Origin of the sequence: Roseovarius aestuarii (assembly GCF_019966515.1) — a bacterium.
Classification (GTDB): domain Bacteria; phylum Pseudomonadota; class Alphaproteobacteria; order Rhodobacterales; family Rhodobacteraceae; genus Roseovarius; species Roseovarius aestuarii.
In genome coordinates, this window is the sequence record NZ_JAIMIB010000049.1 from 1 (window position 1) to 4,614 (window position 4,614).

At 56.6% G+C, this 4,614-nt stretch carries 6 protein-coding genes; 3 read left to right on the plus strand and 3 right to left on the minus strand.

All coding sequences use genetic code 11. The annotated features are described in order from the left end of the window. Positions 1-589: 589 nt before the first annotated feature. Positions 590-1,384 (minus strand): ImmA/IrrE family metallo-endopeptidase, encoded by a 795-nt coding sequence (locus LC334_RS22840; RefSeq protein WP_223413136.1) that lies wholly within the window; start codon positions 1,382-1,384, stop codon positions 590-592. Positions 1,385-1,507: 123 nt separating this feature from the next. Beyond that, the gene (locus LC334_RS22845) at positions 1,508-1,837 is read right to left on the minus strand and encodes a helix-turn-helix domain-containing protein (RefSeq protein ID WP_085802619.1); all 330 of its coding nucleotides are present in this window, start codon (positions 1,835-1,837) and stop codon (positions 1,508-1,510) included. 131 nt (positions 1,838-1,968) lie between these two features. Here LC334_RS22845 and LC334_RS22850 point away from each other — a divergent pair, with 131 nt between their 5' ends. Genes LC334_RS22850 through LC334_RS22860 form a run of 3 tightly spaced genes read left to right on the plus strand, consistent with a single transcriptional unit; the run spans position 1,969 to position 3,985 of the window. Beyond that, a complete protein-coding gene (locus tag LC334_RS22850; RefSeq protein ID WP_223413137.1) occupies positions 1,969-2,721 on the plus strand; it encodes a ParB N-terminal domain-containing protein in 753 nt (250 codons plus the stop codon). Continuing rightward, on the plus strand, positions 2,718-3,236 hold the full coding sequence (locus LC334_RS22855) for a DNA-methyltransferase (protein ID WP_223413138.1): 519 nt from the start codon (positions 2,718-2,720) through the stop codon (positions 3,234-3,236). Before LC334_RS22850 ends, LC334_RS22855 begins: the two co-directional genes overlap by 4 nt. Before the next feature lie 32 nt (positions 3,237-3,268). Continuing rightward, entirely contained in the window at positions 3,269-3,985 is a 717-nt protein-coding gene (locus LC334_RS22860) for a DUF5681 domain-containing protein (protein ID WP_085802618.1), read from the plus strand. Positions 3,986-4,157: 172 nt separating this feature from the next. On the opposite strand, the gene LC334_RS22865 is transcribed toward LC334_RS22860, so the two are convergent. Continuing rightward, positions 4,158-4,614, minus strand: a 457-nt coding sequence (locus LC334_RS22865) for a transposase (RefSeq protein WP_223413139.1), incomplete at its 5' end; no start/stop codon positions are given.

Consider the following 4,614-nt stretch of genomic DNA (forward strand, 5'->3'; position numbering starts at 1 on the left):
GGTCGCCGGGCAAAGCATCGTCGAGATACACTCCATCACCCCCACAGATATCACAACCGACATCTTCCAATTCTAAATAAACAGCTCAAATGAATCTGTGGGCCACAGAGCGGTGAGACAGGATGACGTCGGGCAGGGTGCCCTGTTCCCGGTACCATATCGGCTTTGATGGCGAGTTATTATCGTTCCTCGGATTACCTCAACTTAAAACCAACCACATAATGCAGTTCTATTGAGGCTGTCGGCCGCCGGAACGCTGCTGACGCAGCCGTAACCCGTTTGCCCGAAAAGCAAAAAGTGAAACAGAAGATTGGCGAAGCCGCCCTCAAGATTTGGCGAACCTGGCGCCAAGCCCTTGAAGGATAAGAAGAGTCAGGTGGGTTTGGTAGTGCGCGCAGTCTCAAGCTATCCAGTCTCTGCGCAATTTCCCTGGAAACAGGGAATTTACAGGGAAATTCTGCGAATTTAGCCTGAAACCGACTGATTTTGATGATTTTGCCCCTGAATATCGACGTAATAACAGGCGTTTACGGACCAATTCCCTGTTCTTTTGATAACAGGAAATTAATTCGACCAAACAGTGAATTTTTCAGGGATTAACAGGGAAAGCCCATGCGGTAACAGGGAAGGCGCTGGCGCTTATCGAAAACCCGGCGTTCAGTTCTTTCAAGCTGCCGCTATCGTCTTCATCGTCGTCGGCATCTGCCAGATCCGCCAAAAGCAATGTGACAGCGTGGCCGTTATTGGCCACACGTGTTTGTTCAAACAACTCGACATCTGACCGGCTCAACCAGGCAAGCGGGTTGGTTTCCGTGACGCTACTAAATCCTTTGGCGCCATTGGCTACAATTTTACCGGCCAGGCTGAGGTGGGGCAGCCGTTCGCCACGCTTGCAGGTGATCCACGGAAACCTACTGCTTTTGACAGAATACCGAACTTGACCATTTCGCGACCAAACCGCCGTCAGGCATTCTTCCCTGCGATCGATCATGCGTCGGATTGTTGCCTCCAGGCTGACGTTTAGATGATCGCGCAGCCGCTGAGCATCTTTCAGATCAGGATCCTGGGAAAGCAACGGATCGAACAGTTTGAACGGTGCAAGCAAATTGATGGCGAACGCGTTCGCCTCTGACTCCTGTCGGTATTGGCGTTGGCCAGCGCGCGTCTCGCGCATATCCTGTGCCTTGCAGGTGAATCCTCTGTCGCCGGACAACTTGTGCCGCTCCATCAGGAAATGCCCCAGCTCGTGCGCAATCGTAAACCTGGCTCGTTGATCGCCATATCGAGTGTTAGCTAGGATCGACCCGGCACTCCGGACCGTGTCTGTGAGAAGCATGCCCTCAAAACCATCAAACACTTGCGTCTTGATATCAGCGATGTCCAACGCGCGCGCAATTTGACCCACTGGTACGGGTGCATCGATTGTTTCAAGTTGTGCGAATATTGCCCGAGCGATCGCTGTAGGTACATGCAGGTCAGCCAGATCAATTCGGGAGAGTTGCAATTTCTAGCCTTGGCTTCCAGTCCGCGTCTTCATTGCACGGATTGTGTCTTCGACAATAGCGCGGTCTCGCCGGGAAAGGTCTTCCAGGCCGCGGTGGATGCGTTCGATCTGCAAGGTGTCGGCGTCGGGTTCGTCGTCCTCGCCCACCAAAGCATCGATGCTGACCCCAAAATGCTTGGCCAGTTTCCGGACAAGATCAAAGGATGGATTTTGGCTGTGCCCTTTCTCCATCTCCCAGATATGCGCCTTGGATATTCCGACTGCATCCGCCACCGCCTGCAAGGATTGCCCGCTCTTCTGGCGCAAGCTGTGCAGACGCTCTCCAATATGCATGAATGCCTCCTTGTATGATGTGTCTGACGACGGCATACACCTTTGTTTTACAAGATGCCAGTCGTAAGATATATCGAACACAAGAGGCCGATGGAGTGATTCCACCGGCGAGCGGGATCAAGGAGGTCGAAATGACCCGAAAGAATTTAGATTGGATCGCCATTGGCGATCTCACCCCCTGGGCGCGCAACGCGCGGACCCATTCGAAAAAACAGATCCGGCAGATTGCAGAGAGCATTGAGGCGTTTGGGTTTACCAATCCGGTGCTGATTGATGAACGCCGGACCATTTTGGCGGGGCACGGCAGGGTTGCCGCGGCGAACGAACTCGGAATGAGGGAGGTGCCGTGCCTCAGGCTGGATCACATGAGTGCGGATGAGAAACGAGCCTATGTGCTGGCCGACAACAAACTGGCGCTGAATGCGGGCTGGAACGAGGATCTGCTGGCGGCGGAGCTCGGCGCGCTGATGTCCGCGGATCTCGACTTTGATGTCTCGATCACCGGGTTCTCCATTCCTGAGATCGATGGTGTGCTGGAGGCGGTGGCGCCCGAAGAGCCGGGCAATCCGGAAGAGGATATCCTGCCATATGAGGCCCCCGCCCGCGTGCAGTTGGGCGATGTCTGGCAGTTAGGTCCGCACCGGCTGATCTGTGGCGACGCGCTGGACGCGGATGTTGTGTCTGATCTGATGGACGGAGCAGTTGCCCGGATGGTGTTCAGCGATCCGCCCTACAACGTGCCAATCGACGGCCATGTCGGGAACTCGGGTAAGATCCAACACCGCGAGTTTGCCATGGCCTCCGGCGAGATGAGCGCGGGCGAGTTCACCGGCTTCTTGGAGCGCGCCTTCCGCAATCTCGCCGATCACAGCGTGGATGGTTGATCAACTTCCTCTGCATGGACTGGCGGCACATGTCCGAGATGCTGAAAGCGGGGCAGGGGGTTTATGCCGAGCTCAAGAACCTGATAGTCTGGGCCAAGGACAATGGTGGTATGGGCACGTTCTATCGCTCGCGCCACGAGCTGATCTTTGCCTTCAAGAAAGGCGACGCGCCGCATATCAACACGTTCGAGCTGGGGCAGCACGGGCGCTATCGCACCAATGTCTGGGAATACCGCGGCGTAAACAGCCGGCATGCGGGGCGGATGGAAGAGCTGGCGCTGCATCCGACGGTCAAACCGGTTCAGATGATCGCGGATGCGATCCGAGATGTCTTCGCGCGGGGCGACGTCGTTCTGGATATCTTCGGCGGGTCCGGCTCGACGCTGATCACGGCGGAAAAGAGCGGCCGCTGTGGATATCTCTGCGAGCTTGATCCGATCTACTGTGATCGCATCCTCACGCGATGGGAAGCCTATGCGAAGGATGAGGCGAAACAGCTGGTCTGCGGCTGGTAGGGACCTGCGGCGCAAGTGTTGGGGGCGGCTGAATGAGTAGGGAGAAGAACAAGCTGCCGGTACAAAGGCCGGGCGTCGCGTATGAGGTCGGCTACGGCAAACCTCCGGCCACAACTCGGTTCAAACCCGGCGTGTCTGGTAATCCAAGGGGTCGACCCAAAGGGGCGAAGAACAGGCTACCCAAGCTCAACGAAGAGCGCCTGAAGAGCATTATCCTGCAGGAGGCATATCGTGACATCACTGTACGGGATAGCGCGCGTAACGTCACGATCCCGATGGCACAGGCTGTCATGCGATCGCTGGCGGTGAATGCCGCCAAAGGCCAGCATCGGGCGCAGCGGCTCTTTGCCGAGATGCTCTCAACCACTGAGCGGCAGAACAAGCAGCTGGCCGATGAGTGGCTCTCAACGGCGATGGATTACAAGATCGAGTGGGACGAGGAACTGGAGCGGCGCAAACGGCTTGGCATCACTGACCTATCGGATCCAGTGCCACATCCCGATCACGTCAAGATCGATCTAAACACCGGCGAGGCGCGGGTTGAGGGACCCTGGACCAAGGAAGAGAAAGCCGAGCTCGATATGTGGCTGGCAAAGCGGGAGGAGTGGGAGGCCGACCTCGCGGTGTTGCAGGACGATCTGGCTGCCGAAGAAAGCGAAGGCATCCGCGAGATCATCCGCGACGATATCAAACACGCCGAACGCATCCTCAGCATCATCGGTCAGTTGACGGATAGGTTCGGGCGGTAGTGCGGTTTAAAGGCCATGGTGGGGCTGGTGACGAAATGACGGTCGCCGCCAGCCCTTACCAGTCATCCAACATTTTTGCAGAGAATGACAGGAACGAGCCGATTCTGTGGAAAAACAACGTGTTGCGAGCGCAGAAAGTAGTTAGCTGAACAGAGCGCGAGCGCCTTTCTGATCAGGCGGTTCCCGGTTTCTGCGGTGCAGGAAAGATCTTAGCCAATTTCCGGAGGTTCTGGGCGGTGGCAGCGAGCAGGAATTCGTCATTTGCGCCGCATGGGCCACGTAATCGGAGCCGCCCCAAACCTAAGATACGTTTGAGGTGGGCGAAGAGCATCTCGACCTTCTTCCGAAGCTTCATCGAGATGTCGTATTGTCTGGTCTTGGCAATGTCGCGGGCGACCTGGTGGGCGTCTTCATGTTCTTCGCGGGTAATCTTGCGGGCATCGGCATTCGGGCAGCATTTTGACTTCGAGGGGCAGGCCTGGCAGGTCAGCTTCAACGCCTGATACTTGACGACACCTTTGCCAGTCGGGCCACGGTTCGGGTCTGAGTAGCTCCGCCGGAACTGCTTGAGCGCCTCGCCTTCCGGACAGATATATTGGTTGTTCCGGGCGTCCCATTCAAAATCGGCG

What these genes read in the sequence shown, in the direction of transcription:
- LC334_RS22860 (WP_085802618.1), top strand. Translation starts at nt 3,269, where the DNA reads ATGAGTAGGGAGAAGAACAAGCTGCCGGTACAAAGGCCGGGCGTCGCG.
- LC334_RS22850 (WP_223413137.1), top strand. Translation starts at nt 1,969, where the DNA reads ATGACCCGAAAGAATTTAGATTGGATCGCCATTGGCGATCTCACCCCC.
- LC334_RS22845 (WP_085802619.1), bottom strand. Translation starts at nt 1,837, where the DNA reads ATGCATATTGGAGAGCGTCTGCACAGCTTGCGCCAGAAGAGCGGGCAA.